Below are 16845 nucleotides of genomic sequence, written 5' to 3'. Positions count from 1 at the left end.
ATCAAGTCGTTTTTTGCGTATAAATACAATAGTCTGACTTAGTGCAAAAATAAGCGACTTCATAAGGATGTGAAAAGTTTGGAAGATATTAAAGATGATGGCCAGAAAATAGATGACCCAACACGAGAAGATGACGAAGCAAAAGCGCAAACTGGGGATAGAAATGATTCTCAGGACACTTCTATGCCTGAAAACAATCAAAATAAGGCAGTGGATCCAAATAGAATGATGACACCAGAAGAAATCGCACAACTTGTTGCACAAGAGACTGACAATGAAGAAGCAAGTGAAGACATCGCTGATAACAATAAGGAAGAGTCGGTTGGAAAAGAACCAGCTCCTGATGAAAATAGAATGATGACGCCAGAGGAGATCGCTAATCTGGTGGCGGCACAAGATGGTGGCAATGATGATGTAGAAGAATCTGAAACCCCATCACAAGAGGAAAGTGGTTCAGATCCGAATAAGATAATGACACCAGAAGAGATTGCTAATCTGGTGGCGGCACAAAGTGCTGAAGAGGATACTGAAACAGAAGAATCGGTTGTAGAATCTATTGAAGAGTCCACGGATGAAAACGCTGAAGCGGAAGCCGATACAGATTCAAACAAAATGATGACACCAGAAGAAATCGCTAATCTAGTTGCATCACAAAGTGCTGAAGAGGATACTGAAACAGAAGAATCGGTTAAAGAATCCACGGATGAAAGCACTGAAGCGGAAGCTGAAACAGATCCAAATAAAATGATGACACCAGAGGAAATCGCTAATTTGGTGGCATCACAAAGTGTTGAAGAAGATGTTGTGGCTGAAGAGGCAGTTGAAGAACCGATTGAAGTGACTGAAGAAACGGAAAAACCTACAGAAGAAGCGGGACCGTCAGACGGCATGCTGTCGCAAGATCAAATAGCAGCCCTGTTTGACGAGCAAGAAACTATAGAAGAATCCACTGACGATGGTGGCAATGATGATGTAGAAGAAGCTCAAGCCCCATCACAAGAGGAAAGTGGTTCAGATCCCAATAAGATAATGACACCAGAAGAAATAGCTAATTTGGTGGCGGCACAAAGTGCTGAAGATGATGTTGTGGCTGAAGAGGCAGTTGAAGAACCGATTGAAGTGACTGAAGAAACGGAAAAACCTACAGAAGAAGCGGGACCGTCAGACGGCATGCTGTCGCAAGATCAAATAGCAGCCCTGTTTGACGAGCAAGAAACTGTAGAAGAATCCACTGACGATGGTGGCAATGATGATGTAGAAGAAGCTCAAGCCCCATCACAAGAGGAAAGTGGTTCAGATCCGAATAAGATAATGACACCAGAAGAGATCGCTAATTTGGTGGCAGCACAAAGTGCTGAAGAAGATACTGAAACAGAAGAATCGGTTGTAGAATCTATTGAAGAAAGTGCTGAAGTGGAAGCCAATGCAGATCCAAACAAAATGATGACACCAGAAGAAATCGCCAATCTAGTGGCATCACAAAATGCTGAAGAAAATGTTGAAGCCGAAGAGGCAGTTGAAGAACCGATTGAAGTGACTGAAGAAACTGAAAAACCTGCAGAAGAAGCGGGCGCGTCAGATGGCATGCTGTCGCAAGATCAAATAGCAGCCCTGTTTGACGAGCAAGAAACTGTAGAAGAATCTTCTGAAGATGATGGCAATGATGATGTAGAAGAAGCTCAAGTCCCATCACAAGAGGAAAGTGGTTCAGATCCGAATAAGATAATGACACCAGAAGAGATCGCTAATTTGGTGGCGGCACAAAGTGCTGAAGAAGAAACTGAAACAGAAGAACCGATTGAAGAATCAGTTGAAGAATTCATGGATGAAAGCGCTGAAGCGGAAGCCGATACAGATCCAAACAAAATGATGACACCAGAGGAAATCGCTAATTTGGTGGCATCACAAAGTGCTGAAGATGAAACTGAAACAGAAGAACCGGTTAAAGAATCCACGGATGAAAGCACTGAAGCGGAAGCTGAAACAGATCCAAACAAAATGATGACACCAGAGGAAATCGCCAATCTGGTGGCATCACAAAATGCTGAAGAAAATGTTGAGGCCGAAGAGGCAGTTGAAGAACCGATTGAAGTGACTGAAGAAACGGAAAAACCTGTAGAAGAAGTAGAATCATCAGATGGTATGCTGTCGCAAGATCAAATAGCGGCACTGTTTGACGAGCAAGAAACTGTAGAAGAATCTTCTGAAGATGATGGTAATGATGATGTAGAAGAAGATGAAGTTCCATCACAAGAGGAAAGTGGTTCAGACCCGAATAAGATAATGACACCAGAAGAAATCGCTAATCTGGTGGCAGCACAAGACGCTGAAGAGGATACTGAAACAGAAGAATCGGTTGTAGAATCTATTGAAGAAAGTGCTGAAAAGGTAGTTGAAGAACCGATTGAAGTGACTGAAGAAACGGAAAAACCTGCAGAAGAAACGGGCGCGTCAGACGGCATGCTGTCGCAAGATCAAATAGCAGCCCTGTTTGACGAGCAAGAAACTATAGAAGAATCTTCTGAAGATGATGGTAATGATGATGTAGAAGAAGCTCAAGCCCCGTCACAAGAGGAAAGTGATTCAGACCCGAATAAGATGATGACACCAGAAGAGATTGCTAATTTGGTGGCAGCACAAGACGCTGAAGAGGATAGTGAAACAGAAGAACCGATTGAAGAATCCATTGAAGAAACGGAAAAACCTGTAGAAGAAGTGGAATCATCAGGTGGTATGCTGTCGCAAGATCAAATAGCAGCCCTATTTGACGAGCAAGAAACTACAGAAGAATCCACTGACGATGGTGGCGATGATGATGTTGAAGAATCTGAAACCCCATCACAAGAGGAAAGTGGTTCAGACCCGAATAAGATAATGACACCAGAAGAGATTGCTAATTTGGTGGCGGCACAGAGTGCTGAAGAAGATACTGAAACAGAAGAATCGGTTGTAGAATCTATTGAAGAAAGTGCTGAAGAGGTAGTTGAAGAACCGATTGAAGTGACTGAAGAAACGGAAAAACCTGCAGAAGAAGCGGGCGCGTCAGACGGCATGCTGTCGCAAGATCAAATAGCAGCCCTGTTTGACGAGCAAGAAACTGTAGAAGAGTCTTCTGAAGATGGTGGCAATGATGATGTAGAAGAAGCTCAAGCCCCATCACAAGAGGAAAGTGGATCAGATCCGAATAAGATCATGACACCAGAAGAGATTGCTAATTTGGTGGCGGCACAAGACGCTGAAGAGGACACTGAAACAGAAGTGGCAGTTGAAGACCCTGTTGAAGAATCCATTGAAGAAACGGAAAAACCTGCAGAAGAAGTGGAATCATCAGATGGTATGCTGTCGCAAGATCAAATAGCAGCCCTATTTGACGAGCAAGAAGCTGTAGAAGAATCTTCTGAAGATGATGGTAATGATGATGTTGAAGAATCTACTGAAGAAACGGAAAATCTTGTAGAAGAAGCTGAAACCCCATCACAAGAGGATAGTGATTCAGACCCGAATAAGATAATGACACCAGAAGAGATTGCTAATTTGGTGGCAGCACAAGACGCTGAAGAGGATAGTGAAACAGAAGAACCGATTGAAGAATCCATTGAAGAAACGGAAAAACCTGTAGAAGAAGTGGAATCATCAGGTGGTATGCTGTCGCAAGATCAAATAGCAGCCCTATTTGACGAGCAAGAAACTACAGAAGAATCTTCTGAAGATGGTGGCAAAGATGATGTAGAAGAAGCTCAAGCCCCATCACAAGAAGAAAGTGATTCAGACCCGAATAAGATAATGACACCAGAAGAAATCGCTAATCTGGTGGCGGCACAGAGTGCTGAAGAAGATGCTGAAACAGAAGAGCCAGTTGAGGAATCAGTTGAAGAATCAACTGAAGAAAGCGCTGAAGCAGAAGCTGAAACAGATCCAAACAAAATGATGACACCAGAAGAAATCGCCAATCTAGTGGCATCACAAAGTGCTGAAGAGGATACTGAAACAGAAGAGTCAGTTGAGGAATCAGTTGAAGAATCAACTGAAGAAAGCACTGAAGCGGAAGCCGATACAGATCCAAACAAAATGATGACACCAGAGGAAATCGCCAATCTAGTGGCATCACAAAATGCTGAAGAAGAAACTGAAACAGAAGAGTCAGTTGAGGAATCAGCTGAAGAGTCCACGGATGAAAGCGCTGAAGCGGAAGTCGATACAGATCCAAACAAAATGATGACACCAGAGGAAATTGCTAATTTGGTGGCATCACAAAATGATGATGAAGATACTGAAACAGAAGAACCTGTTGAAGAATCAGTTGAAGAGTCCGCGGATGAAAGCACTGAAGCGGAAGCCGATACAGATCCAAACAAAATGATGACACCAGAGGAAATCGCTAATTTGGTGGCATCACAAAGTGCTGAAGAAGAAACTGAAACAGAAGAACCTGTTGAAGAATTAGGTGAAGCAACGACTGATGAAAGCGCTGAAAAAGATACTGGAGCAGAAGAGCCAGTTGAGGAATTAGTTGAAGAATCCATGGAAGAAAGCTCTGAAGCGGAAGCCGATACAGATCCAAACAAAATGATGACACCAGAGGAAATCGCCAATCTAGTGGCATCACAAAGTGCTGAAGAAGAAACTGAAACAGAAGAACCAGTTGAGGAATCAGTTGTAGAATCAACGGAAGAAAGCTCTGAACTGGAGGATTCTAAAGAAACTGAAGACACGATTGATTCAGAAGGCGCTGTGAAAGAAGACATTTCTGATAGTACTGTTCAAGCAAATGAATCTGAGGTTGATGGTGAAGAACAGCTAAAGAAATCAGAGGGTGATTCATCAGAAGAATCAGAAGTGGAAGAAGAGTCCATAATTGATGAATTAGAGACTGCAGATGGTAATGATGAAGATGAAAACCAACGTCTTGAAGACCAAAATCAGACTAGTGATCAGACTCAAGAAGAAAATGCTGAAGCACCACTGGATATTGATTCTGAAGATACCTTCTCTGAATCCATTTCCGAGAGCGATGAAGTTGAAGATTCTGAAAAGAAGAAACGTTTTAGTATATTGAGCGTGATTCTTAACAGGGTAAAGGGCGTTTTCAAGAGAAAGAAAAAGCAAGAGATAGCAGATGTTGATAGTGCAGAAGAAATTGCTATAGAAAACGATCCTGCACAAGAAAATCAGATCATTGATACAGGAGAAGAACCAAGAGAGCAAGATGAAGCAAATGAGACAACTGAAGAAACAGTAGAGGAAACAGTAGAAGAGACTTCTGAAGATAAACCTAAAAAGAAAAAGAAGAGCAAAAAGAAAAAAGACAAGGAAAAAAACAAAAGTAAGAAAACAGTGCTTAAACCTATACTAATTCTACTGGCTGTCTTGGCTTTAGTTGGCGCTGGCTTTGCGGGTGGTTTTATAATGAGAGACTATGTGGAAGTCTCTCAAGGCGATGAAACTGAGGTTGATAATGGGTTTGATGATAGCATTGTTTTGCCAGATGATCCAGATGATTATACATCTTCTATGTATTTAGAATCATTAATTCGAGAGGGGAAAGCTGAGTCATTAAAATCTGTAAAACTAGAGAAAATTGATGATGTAAGCAAACTTGTTAAATTCCCAAATCTCAGAAGACTAAGGTTATATGATATGACGGGGGATGAGGACTTCAGTGTTGTCGAAGAACTAGAGGGTTTAGAAGAGATCACAATAGAAAACTCTATTATAAAAAATCAGTTTAGCAATGGTAGTTTTGACTCTGTCACTTACATGGAAATTTATGATTGTAGCATTGAAAACTTAGAACAATTTTCTAACTTCACGAGTTTAGAACAACTGTATGTCTTTTTCGCAGAATTCGAATCATCTGATGGCAACTTAGAACTGACTTCATATATACCATCAATAAGGGATTTGACTCTTAGTAGTTGTGGAGAATATGAAGAACTGATAGGTGTTAAAGATATGCCAAATCTAAAAAGTCTTAATTTGTCCACCGGCACACTAGTAAGAAATATGAGCTATATGGAAAACGAAAGTCTTGAAAATGTCAAAATTGATATGTCGTTTACCACAAGCATTGAAGAATTTAATGTATTATCAGATTTTGATAATATGAAATCGCTCAGTGTACAAGTTGATGGTGACCACTTTGCTGCCAACCAAATGAATCGAATAAGTGGTTGGCTCGAAAGAAGGTTACCAAATGTTACGGTTCGAACATCAACATACTAGAGCGGTATATATAATTAAGCTATACGTTTGTACTTCTAAAATTTGAGCACAATAAAATGTTAGCCAGTCTGTATTTCATGCAGACTGGTATTTTTATTAAAGAATTACCTGTTGACTGGTCAAGGTGTAGAAGCTTATTGATGTAAAAACGCAAAATGAAACATAATTAGAGGTAAACATAGGGATTTGTTGAACTTCTTTAACGCACATTTCTATTTTATGAAATTGCTGTTTTGATGAGAAACAACTAATGTTGATTAACTAAAGACATGCAGATTTTAGAAAAAATCCAAGGAGACCAATCATGACACATGTAGAAAAATTAGTTCAAAAACAACTGGATTATTATAACGAAAATAATCTTGAAGCCTTTGTATCAACTTACCATGAAGACATTGAAATAATTAATTTAGAAGATAATACGTTGATATTAAAAGGCATAGAAGCTCTAACAGAAAAATATAGAGAACGCTTCCAAGTGCAAAAGGTTAAGGCAAAATTACTAAATAGAATAGTCATTGGTGATAAGGTGATTGACCATGAGGCAGTGAGTGGTATAAAAAAAGACGAATTGGTCTATGCAGTGGCTACATATAAGGTTGAAGACGATCTAATTAGGAAAGTATGGTTTCTTTTTTAGAGAGATGTCAAATCCTCGCCTTTGAAAAAAGGCTTAAAACTTGATAGGGGTGCAAAAATGAAAAATATTGATTTTAGAGAAATGAGAATAGATGAGTGTGGAAAAATGAAAGATATTGATCCTCAACACTATATAAAAAATGCTTGGAGATTGGTTGATGGAAAGAGACAGTTGGTGGAGATTGATTATCATGAAAAATCTTGGCCAGATGGATTTGAAAGGTACTATAATGAGTTGATTGAAATAATTAAAGCTGATGGAGTGGCCTTTGGCGCCTTTGATTCAGAGGAAAAACTCCTCGGTATCGCAACCTTGAAAAAACAACATTTTGGAAAGTCAGCAAAATATGTTTTGTTGGATTCTATGTTTGTTACATACGAGAAACGTGGCTTAGGATTAGGAAAAGCCCTTTTCAACTTATGTGTTGAGAAATCAAGAGACTGGAACGTGGACAAAATATATATATGTGCTGGATCTGCCGAGGATACAATTGCCTTTTACAAGGGGATAGGGTGCGTTGATGCCCTAGAGATTAATGAAAAACTCTATACTGATGACCCTCGTGATATGCAGTTGGAATACATAGTTTAAAGCATGAATCGCCTTTACTGGAAGAGTGAAGGCGATTCATATTGATAATTTCAGTTACTCTTTTTCTACAAATGTTAAAATTGATAAAACCGGTATGAAACATATTGTGAACCCGTTAATTATAATTCCAATTAACCAATGGATATTGTAGTTATAAATAAACATCATGATAATAATGTTTATAATAGCAATAGTGATCGTTAAGAATATTTTTGTTAATCTATTAAATTTAAATCCAAAATATATTTTTAAGCAACTATAATTTTTAAAAAGCATGTAACTAAAGAATAATATTATCAGACTAAAAATCGCATATCTTAATGGATCAGAATCAAAAAACAAGTCGAACATTTACTTCCTCATTTCTATAGACTTTATTTATAAATCCATTGCTAGGGAAGTCATCAACACTATCAAGATATTCTGCAAACGTTGCACCGGGATTTAAAAGGTTGAATATAAAGTTCACAGCAAATGGAAGTGAAGTAGCTAGTGCAGCCAGTCCCCATGCTTTAAGTTTTTTAGGTTAGTATTTTTGTAAATAAGCGTCTAAGTTCTTTTTTTCTTGCAGCGATGGATTACCGGTGCAGCATTTGAAGGATAGATTCACGTGGATCGTGTTCAATGGGGCTATTGATCCTGTCATAAAACTCAGAATAATGCTTTAGGATTTCATCAAAGTCAATGTCAAGAAAGTATCTTCCGCACATATTAATCACTTTACACAGTATATACCACTAATAAGTGAATCAAAAAAATCATTTGTATATATAGCATTTTATTAAAAAGCGAGGTCATGTTAGAACTGCTCCAACATGGCTTCGCTTTTTTTGCTTTATCATAAACGTTTCGTGATGAACATTCAAACACTATGTTAACTTTTCATATTCATTCTCATCTACTGAAGATAAAACATTTAGTGATGTTCCAGACTTAACTGCACTAATAAAATCATCAAGGACACTCTCCGAGTTAGGTACGTTAAATCTTTTTATAAGAACATTTTGTAACTCGTTGTAATCTGGTATATCTGCCAACCGTTCGTTCTTAAGCTCAATATGCATCGAACTATAAGAATCAGTTGAGACATTGCTTGAAAGCATAATCATATCCAACCAGTACGGGTATTGGATAACAAGTTCAAGTAGTTTGCATGTGTTTTCTGCTACGTAAACTACTTGACCTTCGGAGCTAATATAACTTATTTTTCCATCATTAATGTTTCTCACATAACAACTGCCAGACCCAGACTTCGCAATGATTTCAACTTCAGTATTACATTTGTACAGGTAAGGTAAGGTATCATTCTCACGTGGAATTACTATAAAATCTGAGAAATCCTCTAACAGTCCTAATATTTTTTTGTCACCGATTAACTCATTTAGGTTCATGTATCAGCACCTCCATAATAAGATAATATACTATTTTTGAAACGCAGTAAATGATATAAAAGTAATTAATGTTAAAGAATGTTAATATAATTTATATTAAATAGAGTTGAATTTATATATATTAGACATTATAATTACAAATGCAGGAAATTAAATCTATTTTATTCCACGGGAGGAAGAGTATGCGCAAAACGCAAAAAAGAGTATTGTCATTACTTATGATTCTTGCAATGATGTTTAGTTTCTCTATGACATCATTTGCTGATTCTGGTATGTTCAGTACACAAGGAGTTCAGTCCAATGTTATTGGAGGAGTAGACGGTCCAGTTGCTGACTTTGATATTATTGGAAATGGTAGTTCAAATTATGAAGCTTTTGGCTTTAGTCTAAGAGGGATCGATCAAGAAGTTGGCGGTACAATCACTGGTGGACCATTAGGTTGGCACATTGGAATTGTCAATGCAGGAGTACCGTTTGATAGACTAGACACTCTTGATATGGAACTGGAGTTGTACGATGTAGATGGAAATCTAATTGACACTCATCAAATTAGTGACACTAAAGTTAGCTGGGGCACAACGAACTATTACTGGATGATTCCTACATCTAACACAGTTGAAGAAAAACTCGTAGTAACTGGAGTTGCTACTGACGCAGGCCAAACGTACTATTTCTCTTCATCAACAGTACGATGGAATTTTGCAGGCGGATCATATGGATCTATGAGTTCATACGGTGGTGAAAGACATCATTGTCCTGCAAACTCAGTAAACGGATTGACTACATACTCTGGACCAGCGATTAGAATGCTTAAAGAGGATCATGCAAGAACTGCGAGCTACGGTAGTAGTGCAGCAGCTGTTGCATACAGAAGTGAACAAAAGGCATTAATTCAGCAAGGCAAATTTGAAGAAGCTATGCAAATGGATATAGATGATATCCGATCACTCTTTGGAAGCAAATATAATGATGCTATCGATGAGATGGTTACTTATGCTAAGTCAAAAGGTTACATTTAAAACAATTAGTTTTTAGAGTAAGTAAAAATCCTCTGAATCTCAGTTAATATTTTTGAGATGCAGAGGATTTTTTGGTCAATTCTTCGCACAACACATATTTAAAGTAAAAGACCGAACTTAGTCCGGGTTTTTCCAGGTTATTCTTGCTCAAAGTCCCATCTTTACATATGCGCATATATCTGCTCTGAGATTTTGTTTTTTACATCGTCAAGAGACTCTTCGCCCTTGCCGTGCACTTTTCTTGTTGCGTCAACAAAATCAATATGAACACAGCGCCCGTTTATGTAAATCTCACTTCCGTTAACTGTGTTCGATTCAAATGATTCTGACGAGTGGATGTCTTCGGAAATTTGAACAATTGCTTTCGCAAATAATGCACATTTGTGTTCATAGGATTTAATCCCGTTATTCAGCTTTTCGATGTTATACATATGAACCTCCTGTATTTGTTTATATTTGGATAACACTCATTGTATCAAATTACCAAACAGCAACACGGAAGAATGTATATCGCTGAGATTATCAATTTTGCGAATATAAGAAGTATCTCTACGCACTATCAATATTTCTCTTAGATCATATAATGTTGAAAATCCCAATAATCAAATGTTGAATTCCTACCAATCTCATGATAAATTAAGGAGTCAGGAAGTGTGATCGGAGGAAGCAATGAAAGAGATCGGAAATATTCTTATAGAAAAGCAGGATCAAAAAGATCCTAAACTATATAGTGGTACCCTAAGACAAAAATCAGTGGCATTCTTAACCCTCGGTTGCAAAGTAAATCAATATGAAACCGAGGCTATGATGGAACTCTTTGAGAGCAGAGGGTATGAAGTTGTTGAAGCTCATAAACGTGCAGATGTATATGTTATAAACACATGCACTGTCACAAGTTTAGGCGATAAAAAATCTCGTCAATTTATCAGACGTTCAAAACGCCTAAACGATGAAGCGATTATTGGTGTCGTAGGTTGTTATTCTCAGGTTTCGCCGGAAGAGGTTGAAAAAATTGAGGGCGTTAACGTTATTATTGGAACAAACAATAGGAAGCAAATTGTTGATGTTGTAGAAGATATTAATGTTTGGGATAAAATTGTCCTCGTTGATGACATCATGAAGGTCACTGAATTCGAAGAACTTAAAATAGATACAATAAAAGATAAAACCAGGGCCTTTCTAAAAATTCAAGAGGGCTGCAATCAGTACTGTTCATACTGTATTATTCCATATGCTCGAGGCCCTATACGCAGTCGTAAACCAGAAAATGTGATTAGTGAAGTGAAAAGACTGGCTGAAAATGGATTCAAAGAGATTGTATTAACAGGCATACATGTGGCTTCATATGGAAAAGATTTAGACTGTGTGACTCTAACCGACGTCTTGAAAAAAGTTCATGATGTAGAAGGCATAGAGCGTATTCGATTGAGTTCGCTCGAACCGAGAATGTTTACAGACGAGTTTATTAAGGCAATTAGAGAAATGCCAAAGTTCTGTAAACACTTCCACTTGTCCTTGCAAAGTGGTTCTGACACAGTTCTTAAGAGAATGAATAGAAAATATACAACTGCAGAGTATAGTCAGATTGTTGATAGGTTGAGACAAGAGCTTGATAATCCATCTTTCACCACAGATATTATTGTGGGTTTTCCAGGAGAGACGGAAAAAGAATTTGAAGAAACCTATGCTTTTGCAAAACACATTGGATTTAGTCAAATCCATGTCTTTAAGTATTCTCCAAGAGAGGGGACACCTGCTTCAAAAATGAAGGAACAAATCCCAGGTGATGTAAAATCACAGAGAAGTGCAAAGCTAATGAGCCTTGCTGAAGACATGTCTGACGCTTATATGGATACCTTTATTGGTCAAGAAGTTCAAGTCCTTTTAGAAGGAGAACTTGAAGATATGCCGAATTATCTAGAAGGGCTAGATGACCACTATATGCGTGTTTGTGTTAAAGCACCTATTGAACAAAAACGGAAAATGCAAAAAGTTCGAATAGTTCGCCGAGAAAAGGATATATTAATTGGTGAGCTTGTCGACTAATAAATCATTCGGGTGTACAAACGCTCATTTTAGCAGGATACTATTGATCTGTGGAAATCTAATTTAAGTTTTTAAATTGAAATAGAAAAATTTTAAATTAGGTCTAGTCCAAGTGTTCAAAACAGATAAAATGCATAGCCTTTATGCATAAGATATGGAGGTGTCAAAATGAGTGATTGTATCTTTTGTAAAATTGTAGACAAAGAGATTCCATCAAAAACAGTTTATGAAGATGATAAAATTATGGCTTTTCATGATTTAAATCCACAAGCGCCAATGCACGTTCTTGTTATTCCCAAAGTGCATTTTGAGTCATTTAATGAAATGACAGAAGAACATGCTGACGTTATGGGCCATATGTCTCTTAAACTGAAGGAGATTGCTAAAACTCTGGGAATCGATGAATCGGGTTACAGGGTTGTGTGTAACTGCGGAGAAGATGGTGGACAAGAAGTAAAACATTTACATTATCACCTACTCGGAGGTAGAAATCTCAAGTGGCCTCCAGGCTAGTATATAGGATTTATCCAATGCTTTACTTGGCCCAAAATCATATTGTTAAATAGAAACTAAAAAATGATATAAAACATGAATTTTCCATATTAAAATCTATTGCATCTTAAAAGAAATTCATGTATAATGTTTTAGTATTCTGAGATTCCTCTGTTTTATGGATAACCTGATTTTGTTATTCCATAACCCAGAATGCGGACAGGATGCGTTGATAAACTATCCTGTCAACCGAAATTTAAAAACGGGGGGAGGGAACAATAATGGCAGGTATTAAACTAGGACCAAACGAAACAATCGATAGCGCACTTCGTAGATTTAAGAGAGAAACTGCTAAAGCTGGCGTTCTTGCTGAAGTTAAAAAGAGAAAGCATTACGAAAAGCCAAGCGTTAAGAAGAAGAAAAAGTCTGAAGCAGCAGCTCGTAAGAAGAAGAAGCGATAAATTCTTTTCTTTAAGAAAGGGTGATCTGAGTGTCAATGAAAGATCAACTCATGTCTGACTTGAAAGAAGCGATGAAGGCTAAAGATACGGTTCGTAAGGCTACGATTACAATGCTTAGATCACAGATCAAGCAGTTCGAGGTTGATAACCGTGCCGATGTCACTGAAGAAATGATCATTGACATCATTGCCAAACAAGTCAAGCAAAAAAACGCTGCAATCGAAGAGTTCGAGAAAGCAGAACGTAGCGATCTGGTCGATGAAGCCAAAAGAGAAATTGAAGTTCTAATGGCTTACTTGCCGAAGCAGCTTACGGAAGAAGAAATTCGTGCACTCGTTGCACAAACAGTTTCTGAAGTCGGAGCCACTTCACAGAAAGATATGGGCAAAGTCATGGGTGCACTTGCACCTAAGACAAAAGGCAAAGCCGATAACAAGCTCGTATCACAGGTTGTTCGAGAACTACTTAACCAGTAGTTGTAATATAGCTTTCAATGTAGCAAATAACCCGCTAGTGTTTACACTAGCGGGTTTTTTATGTGCCCGAATTTTAGAACCATCCACAGAATGGACCATTAAAACAAAATTTGGTGGTGAAGTGATTCTTGAATCAAGGTTTTGGGAATGTCTCATTTTCAAATGAATCAGAAATTTGATTTGTAAATGAGATTAAATATGTTACATCCTGAATATTTGAAGAAATCCCCAGTTGTGTTATGGTAAAATAATAGAAGAGAAAAACTGAAACATAGATATATAGGTATGCCCGTACTGCTTATATGAATAGCTACACAAAATAAGGTGAGCGGTACGAATTATATTAGAGGAGGGGACACCTTTGGGAGAAAGAGTAGACAAAAGAATAAAAGTTGGAAATGCAGAAATGCTCCATCAACTTTTTGGAAACTTAGATGAACATGCAAAGGCAATAGAGAAAGAATTTGATGTGGCCTTAACAGCTCGAGATGGTGATATTCTCATAATGGGTGAAGATGAAAACAGCATTAAGGTAGAAAACTTGTTTTCAAAGTTAAAAAATTCGATTCATTCAGGTGAGAAAATCGACAGACAAAAACTTGATTACTACATAGGTTCAGTCAAGCTAGGTGATTCAGAGGAACTTAGTGGACTAGATGAATCTGTTATAGCTATAACATCAAGAGGAAAACTTGTAAAACCAAAGACTCTGGGTCAAAAAAAATACTATGAAGCCATAAAAAATAACGATGTCACTTTCGGAGTTGGTCCGGCTGGCACAGGTAAGACATACATGGCTGTGGCTATGGCAGTAAAGGCATTCAAAAATGAAGAAGTGAGCCGTATTATCATCACACGCCCTGCTGTTGAAGCTGGTGAGAGCTTAGGGTTTTTGCCCGGAGACCTGCAAATGAAGATTGATCCATATCTTCGTCCGCTGTATGATGCGCTTTATGATATTCTTGGAGCCGACAAGTACCTGAAATACAAAGAAAGAGGCCTTATTGAAGTGGCGCCACTGGCCTATATGCGCGGTAGAACTTTAGATGATTCCTTTATTATATTGGATGAAGCTCAGAACACGACAAAAGAACAAATGAAAATGTTCCTTACGCGTTTTGGTTTTGGCTCAAAAGTTGTTGTCAATGGTGATGCCACTCAGGTGGATTTGCCTCATGGAAAACAATCAGGACTGGCTCATGCAGTTAAAGTTTTATCTGATGTGGATGAGATTGCTATAGTTCAGTTAACAGAACGTGATGTTGTAAGACACAGACTTGTGAAGAAAATTATAAAATCATATGAAAAGCATGAACGTAAGGAAGTTTACAAGGCAAGTAAGAGTTCAAAAAATAGATACGATCATAAAAAATCAGATAAGAAGAAGTACTAAAGGAATGTAAATAGGGGGCTATATGGAACTCCGAAAGAGTTTAAAGAAAATGTACTTTTTTTCTAAAATATTCAAAAGCAGTAGACTTAGAATGTTTGGTCTTGGTTTATTCGTATGGTTAACATTGTTTTTTTCATTTTCAGCGACTATGGGGTCTGGAAAATATGCCTACACACTTGGTGATACGGCTCGAGAGGATATTGCCATAACCAAGGACCTGATAGATGATGAAGCCACCATGCGCCTGCGGGACAAAGCTGAAAATGATGTTGACCCAGTGCTTTACATTGATCCGACAGTTCAAGTGGATTCGAAAAAAGAAATAAGAGATTTTTTTGAGAAACTATACTCTGTTAGAAGTGATTTTGCTGGCGACAGGGACGTACTTATACAAGTATATACGGGTATGGAGTCTGACAATGAAGAGAAGCTGACAGACGAAGAGTTAACGACACTGGTTCTAATGGATCAAAGGAAACTAGAAGATGTTGAAACCATAGTTAATGACTTGGTTCTGCAAACTATGAGTATGGGGATTTCAGGCAATGAAATCATACAGAAAAAGACCGATGCAGAACTCTATTTGAATTCTCTTGAGTTTGATGAAGATATAAAACAAATTATGGGGAAAATTGTTGGTTATAACATCAGACCCAATCGTTTTATTGATGTGGAAGCCACAGAACGGATTGTTTCAGACCAAAGAGCTGAAATTGAAAGTGTGAAAATTGAAGCAGGCACAATCATTGTTAGACAAGGGTCGACAATCACTAAAGAACACTTGAGAATACTGGAAATGGCTGACCTGCTTTTTAGCAACACCCTATCGGATCAACTAGCCGTTTTTGGTGTTCTTGGTTTCACTTTGGTGGTTGCTATTGCTATGTTTTCCTATTTGAGAATATTCCAGGCTGACATCCTTGATGATATGAAGAAAACCGTTTTGATTATATCTGTATTTTTGCTTATCTTCCTAACATCGAGAGTGGTTAGTCTTATGTCCATTTACATGGTGCCTGTGACACTGTTTCCAATTGTCATTGGATTGGCAGTAAGCCCTGCTATTGGCATTGTTCTTAGCGGACTCTTAGCCATACTCGTTTCCGTATGGAATGGCGCGGCCATCCAGTCTTTAACGATTATGATGCTAGGCAGTGTCATTGCAGGTGTAACCATGTCAAGAGCCCACCATAGAAGCAATATTCTTATGGCAGGGGTATACATTGCTGCTATTAACGCCCTTGCAATCTTTGGACTGGGAATGCTTGGTGGCGAGGAACTGGTTGAAACGGCAGTTCATGCCCTAAATGGTGCCTTCGGCGGGATAATTGCAGCGGTTCTATCCCTAGGGCTTCTCCCTATTGTTGAAACAATGTTTCATGTATTGACGCCAATGAAATTGCTGGAATTGTCAAATCCTAATAATCCTGTATTAAAAAGGCTCCTTATTGAAGCGCCTGGAACATATCATCACAGTATTTTAGTTGGTAACTTGGCAGAAGCAGCTGCACATGATATTGACGCAAACAGCCTATTAGCAAGGGTTGGTGCCTTTTATCATGACATTGGAAAGCTTGAAAGACCCTATTATTTTAAAGAAAATCAAATAACGGCTGAGAATCCGCATGATAGGTTGATTCCAGCGGTCAGTGCTAGTATAATAAAAAGGCACTCTACGTACGGTGCAGAACTGGGTGAAACCCATAACCTTCCAAAGGAGATTGTGGATATCATCATCCAGCACCACGGTACGACGAGTATCAAATATTTCTATCATAAGGCATGCGAGGATTCAGATGATCCTGATAACATCAATCCTTTAGATTTCGCATATGATGGACCGATTCCTTCATCGAGGGAAGCGGCTATTGTTATGTTAGCAGATTCTGTTGAAGCAGCAGTACGTAGTCTACAGGAGCCAACCCACGATCACATTGAGAATATGGTTGATAAAATTATAGATGGTAAAATGGAAGAAGGGCAACTGGAAGCTTCTGATTTAACGTTTAAAGATTTAAGAACCATAAAAAACGCATTTATGGTCGTTTTAAAGGGTATATTCCATGAGAGGATAGAATATCCTGATCTAAGCGAATTTGATGTAAGGAGGTAGA

General features: G+C 38.2%; 13 protein-coding genes. 10 read left to right on the top strand and 3 right to left on the bottom strand.

What is annotated here, in order from left to right; all coding sequences use genetic code 11:
- Positions 1-78: 78 nt before the first annotated feature.
- From ACQ4KW_RS13310 to ACQ4KW_RS13300, 3 genes are all read left to right on the top strand, one after another.
- Positions 79-6222, top strand: coding sequence for a hypothetical protein (locus ACQ4KW_RS13310; RefSeq protein WP_430882971.1), 6144 nt, complete (start codon positions 79-81; stop codon positions 6220-6222).
- A 304-nt stretch (positions 6223-6526) separates the two neighbouring features.
- A complete protein-coding gene (locus tag ACQ4KW_RS13305) occupies positions 6527-6862 on the top strand; it encodes a nuclear transport factor 2 family protein (protein WP_430882970.1) in 336 nt (111 codons plus the stop codon).
- A 57-nt stretch (positions 6863-6919) separates the two neighbouring features.
- On the top strand, positions 6920-7453 hold the full coding sequence (locus ACQ4KW_RS13300; RefSeq protein ID WP_430882969.1) for a GNAT family N-acetyltransferase: 534 nt from the start codon (positions 6920-6922) through the stop codon (positions 7451-7453).
- Between the two features lie 578 nt (positions 7454-8031).
- On the opposite strand, the gene ACQ4KW_RS13295 is transcribed toward ACQ4KW_RS13300, so the two are convergent.
- Together ACQ4KW_RS13295 and ACQ4KW_RS13290 are read right to left on the bottom strand one after the other, a co-directional pair.
- Positions 8032-8163: a hypothetical protein gene (locus ACQ4KW_RS13295; protein ID WP_430882968.1), complete on the bottom strand. Its 132-nt coding sequence runs from the start codon at positions 8161-8163 to the stop codon at positions 8032-8034.
- A gap of 159 nt (positions 8164-8322) precedes the next feature.
- On the bottom strand, positions 8323-8844 hold the full coding sequence (locus ACQ4KW_RS13290; protein ID WP_430882967.1) for a hypothetical protein: 522 nt from the start codon (positions 8842-8844) through the stop codon (positions 8323-8325).
- Positions 8845-9026: 182 nt separating this feature from the next.
- Between ACQ4KW_RS13290 and ACQ4KW_RS13285 the strand changes: the two genes are divergently transcribed.
- The gene (locus ACQ4KW_RS13285) at positions 9027-9863 is read left to right on the top strand and encodes a hypothetical protein (protein WP_430882966.1); all 837 of its coding nucleotides are present in this window, start codon (positions 9027-9029) and stop codon (positions 9861-9863) included.
- Positions 9864-10024: 161 nt separating this feature from the next.
- On the opposite strand, the gene ACQ4KW_RS13280 is transcribed toward ACQ4KW_RS13285, so the two are convergent.
- Positions 10025-10294 (bottom strand): hypothetical protein, encoded by a 270-nt coding sequence (locus tag ACQ4KW_RS13280; protein WP_430882965.1) that lies wholly within the window; start codon positions 10292-10294, stop codon positions 10025-10027.
- Between the two features lie 238 nt (positions 10295-10532).
- Here ACQ4KW_RS13280 and mtaB point away from each other — a divergent pair, with 238 nt between their 5' ends.
- The 6 genes from mtaB to ACQ4KW_RS13250 all read left to right on the top strand — a co-directional run bounded on the left by mtaB (position 10533) and on the right by ACQ4KW_RS13250 (position 16844).
- Complete coding sequence (mtaB, locus tag ACQ4KW_RS13275) at positions 10533-11909, top strand: tRNA (N(6)-L-threonylcarbamoyladenosine(37)-C(2))-methylthiotransferase MtaB (RefSeq protein WP_430882964.1); 1377 nt, start codon at positions 10533-10535, stop codon at positions 11907-11909.
- Between the two features lie 168 nt (positions 11910-12077).
- Positions 12078-12422, top strand: coding sequence for a histidine triad nucleotide-binding protein (locus ACQ4KW_RS13270; RefSeq protein WP_430882963.1), 345 nt, complete (start codon positions 12078-12080; stop codon positions 12420-12422).
- A 260-nt stretch (positions 12423-12682) separates the two neighbouring features.
- Entirely contained in the window at positions 12683-12862 is a 180-nt protein-coding gene (gene rpsU / locus ACQ4KW_RS13265) for a 30S ribosomal protein S21 (RefSeq protein WP_430882962.1), read from the top strand.
- Positions 12863-12897: 35 nt separating this feature from the next.
- Positions 12898-13338 (top strand): GatB/YqeY domain-containing protein, encoded by a 441-nt coding sequence (locus ACQ4KW_RS13260; protein ID WP_430882961.1) that lies wholly within the window; start codon positions 12898-12900, stop codon positions 13336-13338.
- Positions 13339-13744: 406 nt separating this feature from the next.
- Positions 13745-14731, top strand: a complete 987-nt coding sequence (locus tag ACQ4KW_RS13255) for a PhoH family protein (RefSeq protein ID WP_430886577.1) — start codon at positions 13745-13747, stop codon at positions 14729-14731.
- A 22-nt stretch (positions 14732-14753) separates the two neighbouring features.
- Positions 14754-16844 carry an HD family phosphohydrolase gene (locus tag ACQ4KW_RS13250; protein WP_430882960.1) on the top strand — a complete coding sequence of 697 codons (2091 nt, stop codon included), beginning with the start codon at positions 14754-14756 and terminating at the stop codon, positions 16842-16844.
- The last annotated feature ends 1 nt before the right edge of the window (position 16845 follow it).

The organism is Tianxiuia mixotrophica, from assembly GCF_050596425.1.
Classification (GTDB): Bacteria; Bacillota; Clostridia; order Peptostreptococcales; family Acidaminobacteraceae.
The sequence above is the reverse complement of the archived record's forward strand: the minus strand, read 5'-3'. Positions and strand labels throughout refer to the sequence as shown.